Raw genomic sequence first — 21411 nt, 5'->3', positions numbered from 1 at the left:
GTTAAAAAGAATAAGAATACCCGATGTTACCGTTGAGGAATGTAGAGGATTGGTTTTTGACTACACTCGAACTCAAATTGAGATTATGTCCTTTGGCTGGCGACCAATTGGCCATGAGCATGATATTCATGACCGTAAATGAGGTACTAACATCATTGGTCTTGCTTTGGGTGGTCAGTGCCGAGAAACTCAAATTGGTATTGATTTTTTCGATAAAAGTCTTCCGTAAAGCTACCGTTGGGCCAAAACCTCTGAGCGAGCTGTTATAAAACTCATTCCCGAAATAGTTGACTCCCAAGTTGATAGCCGCTTTTTGTTTGGTAAAGTTGATATTGTAACTGGCTGTACTGGTAACTACATGGCTCTGACTAGTGGAGTCTACAGTGTTGTCTCGTTTGTTTCTTGAGTTGAGATAACTGGCATTGAAAGTCAAAGTCGTTTCCTTGGTTTCGGTTTTCTTGAGCTGCTTGATAAGGTTGTAACCAATCGTTTGCGAAATCAATGAGAATCGAAGCGAGTCGAGCGGCTGTCCTGGTACTCTGGTAATGTTATTGTAGATGGTATTGACAAAACGATAAGATTGGAAGTTAGAAAAATTAAGTCCCATTGATAAGCCATTGTCCAAACGGAGATTTGCATTCATTGCGCCAATAAACCTACTTTGTTTACTAGCTTTTGTATTTTGCAAATCATCTCGCTGGAGACCTATATTACCACTTATATTGAGTTTATTATTGAGTAAATTTTGAGTAACCATCAACGTATAGTTTTCTAGGTCATTTACAAAATAATATCCTCCTAGGGTGGTATAGTTCGGGTCTATTCGTTCATAGCCTACGCCCAAAATAGTGTTAGTTTGAGCAATATTGTAGTTGATATTTGATTTAAAAGCGTGATACGACTCCGTAGTTGCATTGTTTTTATGAAAAATTCCTGCCAGCGATTTGATAGAAGAAGAGGCATATTCGCCGCCTTGATCTTTGGTAACAACACTATTGGCATAATCCATCACAATTTGAAGTTTATGGAAAAGTGTTGTACTAAAGTTTAAGCCCATCACCAAATTGTCTTTAGGATTGATTACGCTGTTTTGATAATAGCGCTTATCCTCTGGAATTGAGTTCGCCACATCATAAGCCTTGAACATGGTAGTACCGATAGTAAATTTCCCAGGATTATATTCCACTTTATAGCCATACCCCATCCGTTCGAAAGTTGGACCAGTGGTAGTGGTGTCCGTAAATTGCCCTTTGAGCAGTCGCCCTCCCATCAGTTGAATTTTCCAGTTGGTGGGTGTAAGCTCCAAGCCACCACCTACAAACTGATGCCCATTGAGTGTATAAGGCGAGAAAGTCATGTAGTTGGTACCAATATGAGCCGTTATCCACTTGTAAGTAGGATTAAAGCTCAATTGATTGAAAGAATAGCCTTGAGAAAGACTAATATTTCGGTTGGAATAATTCAATATTACGGGTACATTGATCGTACCCAAGATATTGAAATTTAACGTTCCCGAAAGGAAATAATTAAACGGAGAATCATTGTTTGGCAAGCCTGCGCTAAATATTCCATTAGCGGTAAGTCCACCCGAAACTACGAGTGGCTTGGCTTTCATAATATTTTCGAAATTAACATCTTGTGCCCTTAGCGGAAGACTTAGTATGGCACAAAAGAATACGACTAAGGAGCCTACTCTTTGTAAATATGTTATAAAGTAAAAGTGTGACATATCTTTAAAATCTTAACATGAAGAGATATATAAAATCTGTGTTGGGGATACCCTAGCGATAAATCAATACCTTTTTGGTAATTTTCTGGTCGCCACTTGTCAGAGTGATGAAGTACACCTGCTCTGTTTCGTTTTCTGGAATTTCAACCACCAGAGATTTCAAATCGTTTTCACTGTAAGATTTCTGATACAAAACTCCCTTCGTTGCCGACTGTACACTTATATCAAAGGCTTTCTTTTCAACATTTTCTAAGCTCAAGGTAACTTTGTTGCCAGAAGTAGGATTTCCCATAATGGTAAAGTCCATCGCTGGCTGAGTTGCTGTTGGAGCAGGAAAACTTCCATCGTTAGCTTTTTCAATAATTTGAATTTCTTTGGTCAGCGTGTACACACAGTTATTAATTGTAGCTAATTCCTTTATCTTGAATTTGCCCACCTGCGGGAATGTCAGTTTGATACTGTAGGCATCTTGAGAAACCATTTTTGCACTGGTTGGATATTCCCAAGCAATGGTTGTTGGTGTTGGGTTGGTCAAATCAATCGCTACCACAGCTTTGTCAACTGGTGCAGAGCTAGGCATCGCAAAAAGGATATTGATATTCTTGATTGGAATAACTTTGATTTGTTGAACTCCACCACAACTGTTTTCATCCAAAACTTGTATGGTGTATGTACCAAGGCTATCTGCTTTTATAGATGCTGTTGTTTGAGTTTTTCCATCTGGATATGTCCAAAGGTAAGTTTTACCCCAAGGGACAGAGGATGCACTAAGATCAAATGATTTTGAAGGACAAACCTCAACCTGAGCAGCTAAGCCAATAACACGAGGGTCGGGGCTAGTCATGGTGATATTATTTCCTTTGATTTGACATCCTTTAGCATCTGTAATAACCAGTTGAGTAGTCCCGCCTGCACAAACATTGATAGGGTTGGCAATCGTCGAGTTGATGCCTGACCATTCGTATTGATATGGCGCAACACCACCCTCTACTGTTGATTTGAGTAGTGCATCGCAACGACCATAGCAGGTAGATGGTTGGTAAGAAGTCGTCATTTTGTAACGACTGATACTATCTTGAACCGTTGCTTGAACCGTCGTTACACAGCCCGATACATCTGTTACAGTTGCTAAGTATATACCCGAAGCAAGTTTATTGATACTGGCTGTTGTTTGGCTTGTTTTGTCCCAAGCATAGCTGTATGGATTGCGACCACCAGAGGCTAAAATCTGTACTTCCCCAAGTGGTGTCGATGCGCAATAGTTGGCGATTGTTTGACGTACCGAAGCTACCAACTGGGTTGGTTCGCTCAATATGAAGGTTTGTTTTTCAGAAATTCCGTTGCTGTCTAATACTGTTACTTGATAAGTTCCTTTATCTAGTTTAGATAAGTCTAAGGTATTACTTGAAATCGTTTGTGCTTGTCCATTTACCACACGTTGCCAGTTTACCTGATAAAAAGGTGTAGTTGGTAATTGAACACCACCAGCAACCGTGAGGGTAATTTTAGCATCAGCTTTTCCAAAACACGTAATAGAGTCGATTTTTGAAGTAATAGATATTTTATCAGGCGCTACAATCTTTTGTGTCAGAATAGCATTACAAAGGTTTTTATCGGTAGCTTTTACTTGATAATCTCCTGTACCAAGAGCGCTTAGTTGAGAGTTTACGCCATCGTCAGTGATAGTAGTTTGGATATTAGAAGTCAAAATAGTACTTGGCAAAAGAGACCATTCAACGCCATAAGGTTGAGTTCCACCTGAAATTTTGACAGCGATTGCTCCATCATTTGAGCTAAATGATTTTGGTCTAACGGTTTTTTGTAAGGTAACTTTTAGCTGAGTTGGTTCTTGAATTTGCAAAGTGGTATTTGCCAACACTGTACAGCCTTTTGCATCAATTACTTTTACTGTGTAAGCACCTTTGTCTAAGTTTTCGATGGTTTTGGTATTTCCATTACCAAATAATACAGGTGCTGCTTGATTGAGAATATATTGAAAACCACCGTAATCACTAGTACCAGATACATTGATTTTTCCATTTTTTTGTCCAAAACACACTACATCAGTAGCACTTGCTGAGCCTGTTGGTTCGCTAGGTCTATCTACAGGAACTGCTCCTTGTACTTTACAACCAATACGGTCTGTAATAGTATAATTATACAGTCCAGCGGGTAAATCAACAATTCTATTAAAGGTGTTATTATTAAAATTAGTCCAAACTACAGAAAAAGGTGCCCCTGCTCCTCCTGACGGATTTACTTCAACAGCGCCATCTTTATCCCCAAAGCAAGTGACTCTTCCTGTGAGGGTAGCTACCGTAATTTCACCATATTGCGTGTGAGTAATGCTATTGCTCAATTCTGACCTACAACCTAAACTTTCGCATTGTGCATTAAATGTTGCCGTACTCGACGAAGTATGGGTTTGACCTTGGGCTACTTCAGAATTATTAGCAAACCAATGCACAATTCCTCCTTCACAGCCTGTAGTAGATAAGGTAAATTGTTCGCCAACACATAGACCACTAGGTTTATTTGTGGAAATGGTTGGAGCAATGATAGTATTTACTTGTAGATTAACTTCATTACTCATCAAAGCACCACACGGACCAGTGATTTCGACTTTATATTTTTCACCATTATTGAATGAAAGAGTAGAGAAAGTATAAGTACTTGCTGTAGCACCGTCGATTTTCACGCCATTTCTATACCATTGGTATCCTTGAATTGTACCTGATGCATTTACTGAAAAAGTTGCATTTGAATTGACACAAACGCTTGTGGCTTGTGGTTGCTGTGTTATGGAAATCGGAGTATTTACTGTTAAAATTGCTTCATCACTATTAACAGCAGTTGAACTACAAACACCTTGACCAAATACAATCACTCGATATGCCCCTCCGTCGCAGTCAGGGCAAACGATGTTTCTGGTATAGCTAGCATTTGTTGCACCAGGAATATTCACTCCTTTGTATTGCCATTGGTACGAACCAGCGTTGTTGGCAGTGGCATTAAAAGTTACTGACTCGCCTACGCATTTGGTTGCTGCTAATGGTTGTTGAGAAATAATAGGTGTAGGGGTTACATTTATGAGAACTTCATTACTAATGACATTACCACAAAGGCCTTTTACTTCGACCTTGAATTTATCGCCGTTGGTACTTCCCACAACACTATACGTGCTGTCTGTTGCGCCAGTAATAGCGATTCCATTTTTGTACCATTGGAAACCTGTAATATCTCCTTGGGCTTTTACTCTAAAAGTAGCTGTACTACCGCTACATACATTTTGTTCGGTAGGTTGTGATGAAATGGATACAGGGGTATTTACAACCAAGTTGGCAACATTACTCACAATTGTGTTTGATAGACAAGCTCCTGTTCCTATGATACGAACTTTATAGGCTCCTTCATTACATGATTTGCAAATATTGGTAAGGGCGTACGTCGCGTTGGTTGCACCGCTGATATCTGCATCATTCAAAATCCATTGGTAAGCACTTGCATTATTTGCTGAGACGCTAAAAGTATATGCCTCGCCCACGCACTTGGTAGCACCAACAGGTTGAGTTGAAATACTAGGAAGTGTATTAACATTCAAGGTGGCTTCGGTACTAGTTACGTCTCCACAAATACCTTTTACTACTACAGTATATTTATCGCCATTCATCGAGGTTTGAGCAGTGATGCCATAGGTCGATGCTGTTGCACCTGTTAAGATTCCTCCATTTTTGTACCATTGATAACCCGTAATATCTCCCGAAGCTGTTACACTAAAAGTTACAGCAGTACCTTCGCAAACGGTTTGAGTAGCGGGATTTGTACCGATTGAGACAGGAGTGTTTATGGCTAAACTTACCTCATTACTTGTAATGCTATTACTAGCACAAGCGCCTGTTCCGTTGATTCTTACTTTGTAGTTGCCTTCATCACAAGTTTTACAAACACTTGTAATACTATAAGAAGAGCCTGTTGCAGTAGTTATATCACTATTATTTCGCATCCATTGATATGACCCAGCGTTGTTAGCAACAACACTAAACGAGGCAGACTGTCCAACACATTTAGTTAGCGCTACAGGCTGAGTAGAGATACTAGGTAGTGGATTAACATTCAAAGTGGCTTCGGTACTAGTTACGTCTCCACAAATACCTTTTACTACTACGGTATATTTATCACCATTCATCGAGTTTTGAGCAGTGATGCCATAGGTCGATGCTGTTGCACCCGTCAAGATTCCTCCATTTTTGTACCATTGATAACCCGTAATATCTCCCGAAGCTGTTACACTAAAAGTTACTGATGTACCTTCACAGACTGTTTGACTATTGGGATTACCCGTAATATCAACGGGAATTTTCACCATTAAATCTGCTGTTGAACTGGTCACATGTTGGCTTGCACAAGCTCCTGTACCAAATACGTCTACTTTATAAGTACCAGCGTCACATATATTACATACACTAGCAATCGAGTAACTGGCGTTGGTTGCCCCTGAAATATCTCCATTGTTCAACATCCACTGGTATCCTCCAGCATTACTAGCAACAACACTAAAGGTATAAGTATCGCCAACGCATTTGGTTGCGCCAACGGGATTTACTGAAATGCTTGGTTTGGCACTAACATTCAACGTAGCTTCGGTACTCGTTTCATCTCCACAAATACCTTTTACTACTACAGTATATTTATCGCCATTCATTGAGGTTTGAGCAGTGATGCCATAGGTCGATGCTGTTGCACCTGTTAAGATTCCTCCGTTTTTGTACCATTGATAACCCGTAATATCTCCTGAAGCTGTTACACTAAAGGTTACTGATGTACCTTCACAGACTGTTTGACTATTGGGATTACCCGTAATGTCAACGGGAATTTTTACAGTTAAATCTGCTGAGGAGCTGGTCACATGTTGGCTTGCACAAGCTCCTGTACCAAATACGTCTACTTTGTAAGTACCAGCATCACATATATTACAAATACTTGCAATAGTATAACTAGCATTGGTTGCCCCTGAAATATCTCCATCGTTCAATAACCACTGATAACCTCCAGCATTACTAGCAGTAACATTAAAGGTATAGGTTTCGCCAACACATTTGGTTGCACCAACTGGGTTAACAGAAATACTTGGTAAATTAGTAACAGATAAGGTTACCTCTTCACTGGTATCATTTCCACAGCTACTTAAAACAACCACCTTAAACTTATCACCATTATTTGATGATTGAGCTGTAATAGTATAAGTAGCCGATGTAGCACCTGTGATAATAGCACCATTACGATACCATTGATAACCTGTGATAGTTCCCGTGGCAACTACTTCAAAGGTTACTCCGTCACCCTGGCAAACATTCGCCAAAACAGGTTCTGTTGTAATTGAGGCAGGTGTACAGCTTGGGGCTTGAGAAAGCGATGGAAGACTTATTTGTAAGCTCCATAACAAGGTCAGAAGAAATACACCAATGAATTGAAACTGTCGAAGTTTAATCATATTTATTTGGTAAGGAATTTATCTACTTAGGTTAACCACATTAGCACGAACAGAAGTAGAGCGTCCTCATATTTTGGTTACAGGTGTAAATAAAATATACTTATTATATATAAGAGGGAGCATTCTGCATGAGTGGGAGCATTTAGTGAATAAACGGGAGTATTTATTGCATGAGACAATTCAAGAAAGGCTTTAATCAAATCTTATTTTGATGAAAAATTAAAAGAGATTAGCGAACTGTATGAAATCAAAAAGTCATATACTTTGGGCTAACTATACCAAGTATATGACTTCTGGAAATGTGTTAATGGTTTATTAGTTTCTGGCTATAGACTAATTATACGCTATATGTTTAACCTTAGCTTGGTCCTCCCCTACAGCTTTCCTATAATTGATAGGCGAAGTATCTGTATTTTTTTTAAATAATCTTGAAAAATAAAATTCATCCTCAAACCCCAACAAATAGGCGATTTCTTTCACCGATTTATCCGTCAAATACAATTCTCGTTTGGCTTCCATCATCAATCTTTCTTGAATCAAATCTGAGGGTGTTCGGTCAAAATATTTTTTAGTCAATTTTCCCAATGTTTTTAAGCTCACATTCAACTTGTCGGCATAGATACTTGGAGAATGTTCTTTGACAAAAAACTCCTCTATCATGGTTTTGTATTTTTGTAAAATCGAGTGGTCTGGATTACTTTTCTGAGCGATTTGATCTTCTATCTGAGCTTGATTTTGGGCTTTGTAACGAGTAGTATGAATCAAGAATATCTTCAAATAAGATAAAAGCAAATCATTTTGTGCCAACTCTTCATGACTTGATTCGTCTTGCATTTGCTTAAATACGCCTTCTAATACTATACTCTGTTCTGGAGAAATTTCTACAAACGGTGGAGCAAAAAGATTATTGAATAAAACACCATTACAAGAAACCTCCTTTTGGTGTTTTAGTATACAAAAAAAATCAGGATGAAAATGTAACACTTTCAAAGGCATATTTTCCGCATTTCTCTTAATCAAAAAAGGCTGAAAAGGACTAAAAAACAGTACCGCAGGTGCTGATACATGATAGATAGATAAGTCTGCTTTCAACTCCACAGAACCTTCCTGAAGACAAACTACCGTAAAATAGGGTAATCTTGTAAGTGTCGAAAAAAGAGCTTGATTACTCTCTCCAATACTAAACAATCTTTCGGTACTATCAGGACGGGTAATCAAAAATTCAGCATTCATATAGTAAAATTTCGAATCGAGTGTTGAGGATGGTTTGAGATAAAATTCTAACGCCAAATTACGAAATGCAGTTCATAGTCTCCAAATTACTAAAGCCCAAAAACAATTCTCATTTGCTAGACCCTACAGCAAAGGACATACAGAGCGGTAAAAATCAGGAAGTTTTGGCTTTTGTTATCAAGAAAATCATTGACCAATAATTTATACTCAAAAACGTATCACTTTGGATTTATGAGCAACTTTAATATTGATTCTATAAAAGAACGCACTTTCGATGCCATCGTTATTGGTTCGGGGATAAGTGGTGGTTGGGCAGCCAAAGAACTTACCCAAAAAGGTCTAAAAACGCTCGTGCTTGAGCGTGGTCGTGACGTCAAACACGTAGTTGATTATCCGACTACGCTCAAAAATCCTTGGGAGTTTGAACACCTTGGTACAGTGCCTCAAGAAATCAAAAAAGATTATCAGATTGCCAGCAACCACTATATCTTTAGTGAAAGTACCCTTCATTTTTTGGTACGTGACGACGAGCAACCCTATATTCAAGATAAGCCTTACTCTTGGATACGAGGCTACCAAGTTGGCGGTCGTTCATTGCTTTGGGCACGACAAACCCAACGTTGGAGTGATTTTGACTTTGAAGGACCCGCTCGTGATGGCTTTGCCGTAGATTGGCCAATTCGTTACAAAGACTTAGCACCATGGTATAGTTATGTAGAAAAGTTTGCAGGTATTACAGGAAATAAAGATGGTCTCGACTATTTACCTGATGGAGAATTTTTACCCCCACATGAAATGTCTTGTGTCGAGAAGCATTTCAAACAGGTTGTATCACAAAATTACACCAATCGCCATGTGATTATTGGGCGAGCTGCACATATTACTGAGCCAAAACCTATCCATCTTCAACAAGGTAGAGCCAAATGTCAAAATCGTGTGATATGCGAACGAGGCTGTCCTTATGGAGGCTATTTTAGTAGTAACTCTTCAACTTTGCCTTGGGCAGAGAAAACAGGAAAAATGACGCTTCGACCGCACTCAGTCGTGCATTCTATTATATATGATGAGCAAAAAGGCAAGGCTACAGGTGTAAGAGTGGTAGATGCCAACAATACCAAAGAAATGATAGAGTTTTATGCCAAAATTATTTTTGTGAATGCTTCTACCCTCAACAGTAATATGATTTTGTTGAATTCTACTTCACACCGTTTTCCCAATGGCTTGGGTAATGACAACGATATCTTAGGACGATATATAGCTTTTCACACAAGTCGCGGGCGTATTTCTGCCGAGTACGAGGGTATGCTGGATTCGACCACCGATGGGCGTCGTCCAAACATAAGCTATATTCCTCGGTTTCGGAATGTTTATAAACAAGAAACAGACTTCCTTCGTGGCTATGCGGCTGGTTTTACTGCGTCACGCTCGCCCATGCAGGATTTTCCTAACGAACTAGGCGAATCGCTTAAATCGCATCTCAATCAACAGCAATTAGGACCTTGGTCGATTGGTTCGCACATGATGGGCGAAACCATTCCTAAACATGAAAGTACCGTCAGACTGGACGCGACCTTAAAGGATAAATATGGAATTCCTCAATTAAGAGCATCTGTTCCTTTCGATGATAACGACGATAAAATGTTAAAGGATTTTCATGAGCAATTAGGCGAAATGTACCGCAAAGCAGGTTTTACCAATATCAAACTCATTGATACACAACGCTTACCAGGCAACGAAAATCACGAAATGGGCGGCATTCGTATGGGAAAAGATGCCAAAACCTCCATGCTCAATGCTTGGAATCAAATGCACCATTGTAAAAATGTATTTGTTACCGATGGTGCTTGTATGACTTCTACAGCCACACAAAACCCATCTTTGACTTATATGGCACTTACGGCACGAGCAGTAGATTATGCCGTAAAACAGTTAAAAGCCTTGAAATTGTGAGTTGGCAATAGGCTCTAAGCAATATGCCGTAAGCTCGGAGCTTGTGGATAAAATAGAGTTTAGTATTCAGCTTTCGGCTATGGGCATTCAGCAAAAATATAACTGTGATTCTTTAGCAATATTTTGCTTAATGCCTAAAGCACATTAACATCATATTTACCCACTTCTTGATATATGAAAAGACGTCATTTTCTTAAATATACAAGTGCTGGTCTCTTAACTATTTTAGGAGCTCAGCAAGTCATAGCACAAAAGAAGTATGTGCCCAAATTAGCATTTTCTACTTTAGGTTGTCCAGAATGGTCTTTTGAAAAAATACTCGAATCAGCTGTACAAAATGGCTATCAAGGTATAGAATTACGAGGAATCCAAAAGGACATGGATTTGACGGTTTCTCCGTTATTCAACAGTCCAAGCAATATTCAAAATACACTCAATCTTTGTAAAAAAGCAGGTATCTCTATTGTTGACTTGGGATCATCTACCAATTTACATTGGGTGGATGAACAAAAACGAAAAAGCAATCTGGACGAAGCTAAGAGATTTACCGATTTGGCAGCTGCCTTAAACTGTCCCTATATCCGTGTATTTCCAAATGATTTTCCGAAAGAGCAAAGTCGAGAGCAAACACTTCAAGCCATGATTGAAAACTTGGTCGCTTTGGGAGATTATGCCAAAAACACTTCTGTAAAAGTATTGCTCGAAACTCATGGACAGCTCGTATATGTTGCTGATATTTTACACGTAATCCAAACAGCCAATCATCCACAAGTAGGTTTGATTTGGGATTTTTATAATATGTGGTCAGTTACCAAAGAAAGTCCTTCGGAAGTATATCCCCAATTAGCACCATATATCAAGCACGTACATTTGAAAGATGCCATTACTGAAAATGGAAAAGAAAAATATGTATTGTTTGGCGAAGGTACAGCTCCCGTACAGGAGGTTTTACAGCTTTTGAAAAAGGGGAATTATCAGGGATATTATAGTTTTGAGTGGGAAAAGCGTTGGCATCCTGAAATCCAAGAGCCAGAAATAGCAATTCCTCATTTTAGTAAAGCCATAAGAAAGAGACTGAACGATTAACGAATAGCATGAGTCATCCTGAATTTTTGGTATTAGGATTTTTTGATACTATCACTCAAGATGACTCATTTTTGGACGCAAAGCATTGCGTCTCTACTGCTAGAATTTAATTACTCTCCAAATTAGAGGTGACTCAATTCTCGCTTTGAGGCCTCCCAGCCTATTATGGCCGATTTGCGAGTTTCACCCCACATATATCCTCCTAGTTTACCCGACTGTTGTATTACGCGATGGCATGGAATAAGGTACGCAATTGGATTGCTTCCTATGGCTGTCCCCACGGCTCTGGCTGCACTCGGCTGGTGTATTTGTTGGGCAATTGTTCCATACGTACAAAGTTGCCCCATCGGGATATGCAAAAGTGATTCCCACACCTTCAATTGAAAGTCCGTACCTTTTAAGTGTAATTTTACTTGAGAAATATTGGACCAGTCTTCTGTAAAGATCTTCAGCGCATTTTCTTGAGTTGTATTTTTCCCTTCTGTGATATTGGCATTAGGAAAACTCTTTTTTAGTCTTTCTAAAGAATGGGGTTCTGTATCTATAAAAGTCATTTGGCAAATACCTTGAGGTGTTGATGCCACAAAAACCTCCCCAAATGGACTATTTTCTACCGTATACTGAATCGCTAAGTTTTGCCCACCATTTTTATATTCTCCTGGGGTCATTCCTTCTATGTTGATAAACAAATCATGCAAACGCCCACTTCCCGAAAGTCCAGCTGCCTCGACTGCATCCATCAAAGACGCATTTTGTTGTAAAACCGATTTAGCATGTGACAGACTGATATACTGGAGGAATTTTTTAGGACTTACACCAGCCCATTCTGTAAACAAGCGCTGAAAGTGAAAGGGACTCAGATGTACCTGTTCAGCGATTTCGTCTAAACTAGGTTGTAGTTGGTAGTTGGATTGAATATAATCGATAGCCTTCGCAATACGATTATAGGTAGTTGGATCTTGCGTTGTCATACAGAATGAAGTAAAATAAACTAACACAACAAAGATAAAACATCCTCACTAGCGATTCCAACCCGAAAATTGCGCTTTTTCCACTACCACTCATCACGACCCTCAACCGCTCGCCAGAAGGCACTTTTGCGCCATTTTTTATATCAACCGTTTATCTATTGATTCACCCGATTATAGTTTTTCAAGAAAGAAACCTAAAAACTCAGCCTAACTTTGAATCATCAAACAAGACGAAATAACAACAATATTTAAAATATTAACTCTTTAAACTTCTTAAAATCATGAAAACTTTATTCAACATTTTCGCATTAGTAGCTATCTCAGCAAGTAGTATTTTGGCAAACCCAACAGGTGGTGACGACAACGCTACAAACAACAATAAAAAATCTTTTGCTATCGGTACATACCGTGGCGCAGGTACTTTGGATCTTCACGTAACAGTGGATAAATTGGAAGGAAAAGCCGTTACGATTTTGGTAAAAGACAAAGAAGGTCGTATCGTAAACCGTGAGCATATCGCCAAATACAAAAGCAATTACCACGGTCGCTTTGACTTTAGCGAAGCAAAAGATGGTCAATATACTATCGAAGTAACTGACGGTAAAGACACTATTTCAAAAACAGTCTCTCTTGAAAACCAAACGTCAACAACCGAATATCGTTTGATGACAGTAGAATAAATAATCTATAAACTTCTCTTTAAAAGTCCTGCTACCTTTGGTGGCAGGACTTTTTGTTGAAAAACGAGTCACGGTATTTTTGTCCATTCATTAGTGATTTTTATACATTCTTTCAGGAAAATAATTCATGCAACTTTGTCATATCAAAACGATACAACAAAACACAAATAAACCTTAAAGATCATGTTAATTAAAAGAAGCGCTAACGCTCAGTGGATTGGCTCGGGCAAAGCAGGTAAAGGAACTCTTACTTCTCCTAGTGGTGTATTAAACGCAACTCAATATTCATTTAATACTCGTTTTGAAGACGGTATCGGTACCAATCCTGAAGAATTGGTAGGGGCAGCACACGCTGGATGTTTTTCAATGCAATTGGCATTCAACCTTCAAGGTGCAGGTTTTACCGCAGATATTATTGATACTACTTCTGAAGTAGTGTTAGAAAATGGTACAATCACGACAATCAATCTTACTACTAGCGTAAAGGCAGAAGGTTTGGATCAAGCTAAATTTGAGGAATTGGTAAATCATGCTAAAGAAAATTGTCCAATTTCTAAATTATTCAACGCAACTATTACGCTTCAAGCGACATTGCTATAGACTGAATATATTATTATGCTGTAAGCCGTAGGCATTAGGCAAAAAAGCCTTAATTATTTCATGAGAAATACTATTTAACTTTTAGCCTACAGCGTAAAGCCTAGAGCTTAAGGCGGGTAGAATTATTTTAATTTTGCCCGCAAACTTATCTAACCACTAAGTATTACTGTTAATTTTAATAGCCTATTTATTAGGCTATTATTTTTTGATACAGTCATACCAAATGTTGAGATACAAGTCTTTTTTTGATACTCTATTCACGAATTTTACATTTTTAGACGTAAAGTATTGCGTCTAAAAATGTAAAATTTATACAAAAAATCACTCATTCACTCAATTGGGTACGACTCATACTAATCGTCCATTATAACTGATTCCCAATATAAGCCAAACATTGCATCGCCGATAAGCCCCACTGTGCTACTGCATTGGTTGACACTTCTCCTTCTTGGATAGGTCGCAATACTAATGGCGGATTGATTGGCGTTAATTTGGTTGATGTTTTCTTAAAACCACCTTCTCCTTTATAAAATTCATCCCATGCTCTTTGTGCAAGTTTGGAATCTTTGAGATGATAAGCTGCAAATGCTGTCAATCGGGCATGACCTTGCGCTAGATTTAGTTTGAAGTTTTTCCCTAAATAAGCTTTTTGTTCTTCATCTGTACCATTATATAATTCACAATACTTCAGCCATGCGGTCTTGAATTCTGGCATATCTACTAGGTCGACTAACTCAAAACATATTTCTGTCAAACCAAATACAGCGCTCAAATGAGATACAGAAATTTTGTCGACAGGCTGTAGTGCGAATTTCCCTGTTGCAATCTCCATGATGCCCTCTCCATGAAAAAATCCTTTGGGTTGTGTGGCTATGGTACGCATACTATTGAGCAATTTATTCTTAATTTGCTCATTGCCTGTACGTTCCCACTCGGTTAACCATGCCGAAGCTAATGCTCCCCAGTCTGTACCAAACGACATAGAAACTAGCTTTTTATCTGTGTCGTTTTGGGGCGGTTTTTGACCAATTTTTCTGCCCGGCACTACTTCTCTCAAGGTTTTATCTCCATTGATTTGCTCTCGCATCAAATCACCAATACGCTCATCAGCAGTAAGATAATAGTAAAATCTGCGATTGGCTGCTGTACTGATTCTCAACTGTTTGGCACTACATCCCCAATGTTGCACATTATGTCGTGAGCCTAAAGGACTAAATCTTCCGATATGATGAACATCCACTTCGCCTGTATGTCGAGTCATGGCTTCTGCCATCGCGAATACATCTTTGTTACCTGTTCTCAAAAAATAATACCACAACCAAAGGTCCGTCGAAAGTTCGGAGTTGTCCCAAGCAAAACCACCCACATCATAGCGCCAAACATGACGGTCGTTATCGTATGTGTGCATCACATCGCCATAATTCCAGAAACCATACCAACGACGTTCTTCTATTTGTCGCTGATAATAGTTAAAGTAAAATGCTAATTGTTCTTCAATAGCTTTATGTTTTTCGGTGCTAGAATTGGGCAAACTAATCGCATTGCCAAAAACACGAGCCTGAATAAACTGTTCTGGCGAGACCATTAATCGAGGCGGATTTTCTATTTCCTCCGAGAGTTTACTTAAAGTGTCATGCGATGGCGTTGCAGTGAATGTTTGAATAAAAAATTCGCTAGTGCGGGCAGTGCCATAAGGGCGACCAAATTCGGGCTCATAATCTTCATAGGTAATATCCAAGCCATCTCTTTGTTCTTCAAAAGTGAGTTGCCCCATGCCATCATGATAAAAACGCAAATCCATAGCTGAGGCTTTAGGCGCCCAAAACCAAAGTGTCATTTGAGCGATGTCTGTCTGTGCCTGACGAATATCGATTTGTGCAGGATAGCTTTGCCAAAAATGCCTAAGTCCCAACGAAAGCCCACCCGTTGGAGTCCCCAGATAAGCCAAGCCACTAGCTCGCTGACCACTCGCCGACTGAATCCAGCCATAGCCCGATTTGGTTCTTTTCTGAATATCGAATCCATCACAAGAACCTTGAAATAGTGTATAATCGCCAAAAGCAGGAATATATTTAAGTAAATCTTGGATATTTTGAGGCAAAGTATTCACTGATTTTCCTTCAAATTGTGATTGAGTTACGTCCTTGCCGGGATTGCGTCTAAGCCCCGAAAGACCTTGAATAGCTTCAGCAAAAACACCTCCATTTTGCCCTACAAAACGAATATGTCGATTATAAAGCGCTGTATCTTTTAGTAAAGTCTCAAAGCTAAAGCCTATTCCTTTGATAAAATCATGATTTTCATCGGCATCATACACAAATGAATGAATGGCGCGAATGGAATCAGAATTTTCATAAAAATATAGACGTAATACAAAAGGCAATAACTGTTTGCCTTGAGGATTTTGATGAATTCCCTCGACTTTTATCAAGGCACGAACACTTCCCTGATTTTCTATTTGTACCTTTTGAATTGTACTTTCAAAACCTTGTAATTGTGTATTCTCCGCCCAGTCGCCATCAGCTTGGTTTTGTACTTGCAAAACGAGTTTTCCGTTTTGGGCGACTAATTTTTGTTGTGCATGAAAAAGCGATTTAATGATGGTATTACCCTTCTTGGCAATCTCACAACGCAGTTTTCCCGTGTCAACGACAATAATATCCTGGCTCTCGTTGACTTGTAATTTGCCAGCTTGTGGTTTTTGTCCAATTTTAACACGCCAATTTTCAGCTAGTTTTTCTTGTGCTCCAATAGCAAATGCCGACCATTTTACACTTCCATCTGGCCAAAATGCCAGCGGCCAAGTTTGGCTATTCTGAACAGTATCATTTTGTAAAACTGCCAAAGGCGTTTCTTTTTTGACCAACCCTTTGGGCCAAGGAATACCCCACGTAGTGCCTTGCAAAGTGCTTGGAGCTTGTCCTGACAACCAATGTAAATTTGCTCCTTCGGTAACTGGAACTAGATTTTTATTTAGACGTTCAGATGCTAAAATCTGATGAGAAGCCAGTGTTCCAGCAGTGCTTGCCAATAAGGTATTTTTGACGAAATCTCTTCTTGAAACTTGAAATTGTTTTTGCATAGTTTATTTATTAGAGGTAAGTATTAGTTACGAATTGTGAGTTGTGAATTTTGAATGTAAATTTTTAATTATCGAAGTTGTTTAAACTTTCATAAAATTGCTTGCGTAAGCAATGAATTTATACTGTTTGAGCGCAGCGAGTTTATAAATTCTTGATTTTTTTGCGGCCGCCGCTGCGGTTACTTTTTGTATCAAGACAAAAAGTAAAGCGAAGAATTAATCAATAAAATATATTTTCAAAAAAGTTTAAACAGCCTCATCGAAAATGTAAGTATTATGCCAAACCGAATTTAGCTTTTACTGCATCTACATAGTCAAGTTTTTCCCAAGTAAATAACTCTACCTCTTTCTCTACAACTTTACCATCTGGAGACTTGAACGTTTTTGTAACAACTTCATTTTTACGTCCCATGTGACCATAAGCAGCAGTTTCAGAATAGATAGGGTTTCTCAACTTCAAACGTTGTTCGATGAAGTAAGGGCGCATATCGAAAATTTCTTCTACTTTGCGAGCGATTTCACCGTCAGTCAAATCAACTTTAGCAGTACCGTAAGTGTTTACATACAAACCACAAGGTTTAGCAACACCGATTGCATAAGAAACTTGAACCAATACTTCGTCACAAAGACCAGCAGCTACCAAGTTTTTCGCAATGTGGCGAGTAGCATAAGCAGCAGAACGGTCAACTTTCGAAGGGTCTTTACCAGAGAATGCACCACCACCGTGAGCACCTTTACCACCGTAAGTATCTACGATAATCTTACGACCAGTCAAACCTGTATCTCCGTGAGGACCACCGATTACAAATTTACCTGTTGGGTTGATGTGGTAAGTAATTTCATCGCTAAACAAAGCTTGAAGCTCAGGAGTCAATTTTGCTTTTACGCGAGGGATAACAATAGCAATAATATCTTCTTTGATTTTTGCCAACATAGCCTCTTCTGAGTCGAAATCATCGTGCTGAGTAGACACTACGATTGTATCAATTCTTTGAGGTTCGTTGTTATCAGAATATTCGATTGTTACTTGAGACTTAGCATCTGGACGCAAATAACCAATCAAAGCTGGCTCATTGTTACGGATGTAAGAAAGTTCTTGCAAGATTTTGTGAGCCAAATCCAATGCCAATGGCATATAGTTTTCGGTTTCTTTTGTAGCATAACCGAACATCATACCTTGGTCACCAGCGCCTTGTTCTTCTGGGTTCTTGCGATCAACACCTTGGTTAATATCAGCAGATTGCTCATGAATAGCCGAAAGGATACCACAAGAATTTGCTTCGAACATATATTCAGACTTTGTATAACCAATTTTGCGGATTACTTCACGTGCAATACTCTGTACGTCTAAGTAAGTGTTAGTATTTACTTCACCCGCCAAAATTACTTGACCAGTGGTTACTAATGTTTCGCAAGCTACTTTTGATGAAGGGTCAAACGCCATGAAGTGGTCGATAAGGGCGTCCGATATTTGGTCAGCAACTTTATCTGGGTGTCCTTCAGAAACTGACTCAGAGGTGAAAAGATATGCCATTTCTACAATTAATTTTTTTTTGAAATTCTACGGAAATATTCGACCCAAGCACAAAAGCTTACTAGCGAAATTATCGACAAAAATAAGCGGAAAAACGCTCAAAATTCTTGTATCTAGCTCAGTGCTTACAGCCAAGGGTCAGAATTGTATTACAAAACTACAACTAATATTTTTAAATGACAATTTAGCTTAGTTGACTACTAGATTATAGATAAATTATCTTAAAAATAACCATATTTTTCTAAATATCACTACAAATGCGGATTTCAAGAATGGAATTATCGGAACAGTGTGCATTATAGCCAAGTCTTCTAATAGACTTGTATCTTCGTCCAAAAACTTCAAAATTTGGGCTGGTCGATTTTTACTAAACAAACAAGTAAAAATATCTTTTGACGAATGACGATTTTTGAGCATTACATCTAGCAAAATACTATCTAATAATGCTTTCCAATTGGGAATATATGTACCTTTCCGCCATGCCTTTTTTTCTTTTTCAAAAGAATCAAAATTACCCTTTGCTCGCTCTAAATCTCGAACAAGGTTCTTTAAAATACGTTGTGTGCGAGTAAAGCTATATCCTGTCGACGCCTTCACATAGCCCCCAGACGTACCTATGCGAACAATGCCATGGTCTGGTATTTGAATACAAGGCTCATCAGACATCGGAATTACTCCTTTTTCTACCTCCTCAATGCGGTAATGAGCTATTTTTAGCTGGTGAGTGATATAATCCTTTAACTCATTGTCATAGACTGAGTCCTCAAGTAAATTATCTGAAAAAATCGTGTATTCAACTAAGGCTTTGGTTTTACTATAAGGTAATACATAAACGAATCGGCATTCATCGTTCTGTTCTACATTAAAGTCAAACATGGTAGGCTTGGTTTCATCAAAAGAAGGCTCATCAGTTTCGATAACCCAACCTTTAAAATGCTGAAGCATTTGGCTATATCGCTTATCATCGTATGGCGAACGAAATGTACTGTCAAAAACTATTTGAGAGGCCTTATAGATACCTTTTACAGTTTTAACTTGTGGTTTATTATCAATATCTTTTTCTATAGACAATATACTATCTATCAATATATTAATATTATTTTTTCGAGAAATAGCTTTATAAATAAATTGGTAAAAATCAGCACTTCGAATTAGCTTATACTGGTATTCGTCAATGGGCAAAAATTGACTAAAATTTCTGCTTCCATGAAACCAAACACCATTCCATTTCTGTCTGACAATTTCGTCAAAAGCATTGGGTTGAGCCTCCCAAAAGCACCATGTTTTATCATTTTCTTTTTTCTCTGACTGGTCAATAATTAGAATCTTAGCGTTCTCTAAACTTGATTGAGATAGATAATAAGCCAACGACAGACCCGCCAAGCCTCCTCCTGCTATAATAAAATCAAACTGTTTATGATGTTCTTGATACATTCAGGTAATGAGTGTTAGTAATATCACGTTGATTCATATTCTAATGAAACTTTGGAAAACTATGTAGTTTTAGTAATATTGTATTTCTTTACTTGAGTAACACACTCAATACATTTTTGTTTTTCTAATATTGTAAATAATGTACTCCAATAAGGTTATTACTTCTCAAAAAACGCTATTATTTGGTTCTTTTCTTTTTTTAGCTTTTCCCTGCATTCTGTTCATCACAACTTGGGTAAAATTGATTTTTGCACTTATTTCTATCACAGCATTTCTTATTGTAGTAAAACAATTTAATACCACGTTAGGAAATCGTAAACATTATTCAAGTCTCTATCTGAACGAACTGGTTTTACTATTCATATTATCATTAACAATAGTGCTTCTTTCAGGTGTTGGAGACTTTGCAAGTCAAATCAGAGATTATATTGGACATACTGCCAAAATTCAAGATTTAGTTAAGTATGATTGGCCGTTTACTTATGCAAAAGTTAATCGTTATCCATGTTATTACTTTGGATATTACTTAGCTCCAGCATTTTTCAGTAAAATATTTGCTAACGTATTTATTACAAACGTTATCTGGATTTTATGGGCAACATTAGGTATGTTTTTTAGTATGTCGTTAATATATCTATATCTACAAAAAGATTTAAAGGTATTAATTCTATCTTTGTTCTTTTCAGGTAGTTATAGCTTTGTCTTTTATATCAATCAAAAATTTATTCATTCTAATTTATTAATCTCAGCCAACCCTGATCAAATATATTACGTTGCCTATTCAATTTTTGGTAGTGCTATGTGGGTTCCAAATCAAATTATTCCAAGTCTATTGTGTACTATTGTCATTCTAATTTCGGCCCAAAATGACAATATAAAATTGCCATTATTTTATATTTCTTGCTCATTTTTTTGGGCGCCTTTCCCTACACTTATAGCCTCACTTTTATATCTGTTAATTCTGTTCAAAAAACATTCCCATGTGTTAAATGAGTTTGTAAGTTTTGTTAGGATTGGTATTTTAATTTTTTTATTCCTTGCTCCTATTGCAATTTATCTATCAGCAACTTCTAGCTCTGGAGTAAGTGGATTTGTATGGAACTATAATGCTAACTGGTTCGCTATTTTAGTAGGTTATCTTCTTTCCGAAATTGGATTCCTTTTTATTGCTATATTCCTAGTTACAAAATTTAGTGCAAAACTACCAGAAGAACTATCATATTTATTCTATGTTAGCATCATTGTTTTCTGTCTTTTATGTCTAACAAAATATGGAGTTTGGAATGATCTGATGGCTAGAGGAAATATCCCTTTAATGTTCATTTTTTCAATTTATATTTGTTCACAAATCGTACAAGCCCCAAACTTATATAAAAAAGGTCTTCTATTTATAATATATATATTGGTTACTATTCCATTACTTAAAATTGTGCTTTTTCAATTGAGTAATAATCAACTAACAGGAACAATACCTAAAAAGACCGATTCTGGGGATATGTATGAAGTTTTAATAAAAAACTATTCACAACAAGAAGGGGAACAGTATTTATTGAAAAAGGGAAGCTTTTTTGAAAATTATCTTCTAAAAAAATAATAGATGGTAGATCATCTCTACCATCTA

12 protein-coding genes are annotated in these 21411 nt (G+C 37.9%); 5 read left to right on the top strand and 7 right to left on the bottom strand.

Annotated elements, in window-relative coordinates; genetic code table 11:
• Nucleotide 1 precedes the first annotated feature (1 nt).
• The 3 genes from GVN22_RS12280 to GVN22_RS12270 form a co-directional block, all read right to left on the bottom strand.
• Nucleotides 2–1729, bottom strand: a complete 1728-nt coding sequence (locus GVN22_RS12280) for a hypothetical protein (protein ID WP_166551319.1) — start codon at nucleotides 1727–1729, stop codon at nucleotides 2–4.
• A 52-nt stretch (nucleotides 1730–1781) separates the two neighbouring features.
• On the bottom strand, nucleotides 1782–7220 hold the full coding sequence (locus GVN22_RS12275) for a hypothetical protein (protein ID WP_166551318.1): 5439 nt from the start codon (nucleotides 7218–7220) through the stop codon (nucleotides 1782–1784).
• Between the two features lie 333 nt (nucleotides 7221–7553).
• Entirely contained in the window at nucleotides 7554–8453 is a 900-nt protein-coding gene (locus GVN22_RS12270; protein WP_166551317.1) for a helix-turn-helix domain-containing protein, read from the bottom strand.
• Between the two features lie 231 nt (nucleotides 8454–8684).
• Here GVN22_RS12270 and GVN22_RS12265 point away from each other — a divergent pair, with 231 nt between their 5' ends.
• Nucleotides 8685–10403, top strand: a complete 1719-nt coding sequence (locus tag GVN22_RS12265) for a GMC oxidoreductase (protein WP_166551316.1) — start codon at nucleotides 8685–8687, stop codon at nucleotides 10401–10403.
• A 174-nt stretch (nucleotides 10404–10577) separates the two neighbouring features.
• Nucleotides 10578–11489 carry a sugar phosphate isomerase/epimerase gene (locus GVN22_RS12260; protein ID WP_166551315.1) on the top strand — a complete coding sequence of 304 codons (912 nt, stop codon included), beginning with the start codon at nucleotides 10578–10580 and terminating at the stop codon, nucleotides 11487–11489.
• 122 nt (nucleotides 11490–11611) lie between these two features.
• On the opposite strand, the gene GVN22_RS12255 is transcribed toward GVN22_RS12260, so the two are convergent.
• A complete protein-coding gene (locus GVN22_RS12255; protein ID WP_166551314.1) occupies nucleotides 11612–12460 on the bottom strand; it encodes a bifunctional transcriptional activator/DNA repair enzyme AdaA in 849 nt (282 codons plus the stop codon).
• Nucleotides 12461–12741: 281 nt separating this feature from the next.
• Here GVN22_RS12255 and GVN22_RS12250 point away from each other — a divergent pair, with 281 nt between their 5' ends.
• A complete protein-coding gene (locus GVN22_RS12250; protein ID WP_166551313.1) occupies nucleotides 12742–13140 on the top strand; it encodes a hypothetical protein in 399 nt (132 codons plus the stop codon).
• Between the two features lie 183 nt (nucleotides 13141–13323).
• On the top strand, nucleotides 13324–13740 hold the full coding sequence (locus GVN22_RS12245; RefSeq protein ID WP_095164279.1) for an OsmC family protein: 417 nt from the start codon (nucleotides 13324–13326) through the stop codon (nucleotides 13738–13740).
• Between the two features lie 364 nt (nucleotides 13741–14104).
• Here GVN22_RS12245 and GVN22_RS12240 read toward each other — a convergent pair whose 3' ends face one another.
• The 3 genes from GVN22_RS12240 to GVN22_RS12230 all read right to left on the bottom strand — a co-directional run bounded on the left by GVN22_RS12240 (nucleotide 14105) and on the right by GVN22_RS12230 (nucleotide 19790).
• On the bottom strand, nucleotides 14105–16822 hold the full coding sequence (locus GVN22_RS12240; protein WP_166551312.1) for a Tat pathway signal sequence domain protein: 2718 nt from the start codon (nucleotides 16820–16822) through the stop codon (nucleotides 14105–14107).
• 274 nt (nucleotides 16823–17096) lie between these two features.
• Nucleotides 17097–18356 carry a methionine adenosyltransferase gene (gene metK / locus GVN22_RS12235; RefSeq protein ID WP_166551311.1) on the bottom strand — a complete coding sequence of 420 codons (1260 nt, stop codon included), beginning with the start codon at nucleotides 18354–18356 and terminating at the stop codon, nucleotides 17097–17099.
• Nucleotides 18357–18572: 216 nt separating this feature from the next.
• On the bottom strand, nucleotides 18573–19790 hold the full coding sequence (locus GVN22_RS12230; RefSeq protein ID WP_166551310.1) for a lycopene cyclase family protein: 1218 nt from the start codon (nucleotides 19788–19790) through the stop codon (nucleotides 18573–18575).
• A 139-nt stretch (nucleotides 19791–19929) separates the two neighbouring features.
• Between GVN22_RS12230 and GVN22_RS12225 the strand changes: the two genes are divergently transcribed.
• Nucleotides 19930–21384 (top strand): hypothetical protein, encoded by a 1455-nt coding sequence (locus GVN22_RS12225; RefSeq protein WP_166551309.1) that lies wholly within the window; start codon nucleotides 19930–19932, stop codon nucleotides 21382–21384.
• Nucleotides 21385–21411 lie beyond the last annotated feature (27 nt).

The organism is Cellulophaga sp. BC115SP (assembly GCF_009905545.1).
Taxonomy (GTDB): domain Bacteria; phylum Bacteroidota; class Bacteroidia; order Cytophagales; family Spirosomataceae; genus Flectobacillus; species Flectobacillus rivi.
Note: the sequence above shows the minus strand (reverse complement) of the source record. Positions and strands in the feature narration are given on the sequence as shown.

Coding starts and splice junctions, on each gene's coding strand:
- GVN22_RS12280 (WP_166551319.1), bottom strand. CDS start 1,729: ATGTCACACTTTTACTTTATAACATATTTACAAAGAGTAGGCTCCTTA.
- GVN22_RS12275 (WP_166551318.1), bottom strand. CDS start 7,220: ATGATTAAACTTCGACAGTTTCAATTCATTGGTGTATTTCTTCTGACC.
- GVN22_RS12270 (WP_166551317.1), bottom strand. CDS start 8,453: ATGAATGCTGAATTTTTGATTACCCGTCCTGATAGTACCGAAAGATTG.
- GVN22_RS12265 (WP_166551316.1), top strand. CDS start 8,685: ATGAGCAACTTTAATATTGATTCTATAAAAGAACGCACTTTCGATGCC.
- GVN22_RS12260 (WP_166551315.1), top strand. CDS start 10,578: ATGAAAAGACGTCATTTTCTTAAATATACAAGTGCTGGTCTCTTAACT.
- GVN22_RS12255 (WP_166551314.1), bottom strand. CDS start 12,460: ATGACAACGCAAGATCCAACTACCTATAATCGTATTGCGAAGGCTATC.
- GVN22_RS12250 (WP_166551313.1), top strand. CDS start 12,742: ATGAAAACTTTATTCAACATTTTCGCATTAGTAGCTATCTCAGCAAGT.
- GVN22_RS12245 (WP_095164279.1), top strand. CDS start 13,324: ATGTTAATTAAAAGAAGCGCTAACGCTCAGTGGATTGGCTCGGGCAAA.
- GVN22_RS12240 (WP_166551312.1), bottom strand. CDS start 16,822: ATGCAAAAACAATTTCAAGTTTCAAGAAGAGATTTCGTCAAAAATACC.
- metK (WP_166551311.1), bottom strand. CDS start 18,356: ATGGCATATCTTTTCACCTCTGAGTCAGTTTCTGAAGGACACCCAGAT.
- GVN22_RS12230 (WP_166551310.1), bottom strand. CDS start 19,790: ATGTATCAAGAACATCATAAACAGTTTGATTTTATTATAGCAGGAGGA.
- GVN22_RS12225 (WP_166551309.1), top strand. CDS start 19,930: ATGTACTCCAATAAGGTTATTACTTCTCAAAAAACGCTATTATTTGGT.